Annotated in this window: 1 protein-coding gene; it reads left to right on the top strand. The window is 44.1% G+C overall.

All coding sequences use genetic code 11. The features are described from left to right. On the top strand, positions 1-580 hold a 580-nt coding region (locus R7O13_RS29130), incomplete at both ends, for a peptidyl-prolyl cis-trans isomerase (RefSeq protein ID WP_318305490.1).

The raw sequence follows: 580 nt of genomic DNA, 5'->3' as shown, positions 1-580 counted from the left end.
ATTCTTTTGCTGAGTACATGCGTCGTGAATTGGTGCGTGAGCAGCTTCTAACAGCGCTTCAAAGCAGTGAGTTTACTCTTCCAGGTGAAGTTCAATCTCAGGGTAAACTGTTTACCCAAACACGCGACATCCGCACTGTAACCATCGATTTGGCAGAGTTTGCGAAGAAAGTTGAGTTAACTGACGAAGAAATTCAAGCTTACTACAAAGCAAACCCAGATAACTTCACTCGTCCAGAGCAAGTGAAAGTGTCTTACGTTGAGTTGTCTGCTGAAGCACTTAAGAAGCAGATTCAAGTAACAGATGAAGACGTTAAGAAATACTACGACGAGCATCTAGACAAATACTCTTCAGAAGAGCAACGCCGAGTGGCGCACATTCTTGTTGAAGGTGATGATGAAGCAAAAGCACAAGCTATCTTAGATGAATTGAACGCAGGTGCAGATTTTGCTGCGGTAGCGCAAGAGAAATCTGATGATTTCGGTAGTGCTGAAAACGGCGGTGACTTAGGTTGGATCGAACGTGATGTTATGGATCCTGCTTTTGAAGAAGCTGCGTTTGCACTTAAGAACCCAGGTGA

This window comes from Vibrio sp. Y176, from assembly GCF_033438945.1.
The sequence above is the reverse complement of the archived record's forward strand: the minus strand, read 5'-3'. Positions and strand labels throughout refer to the sequence as shown.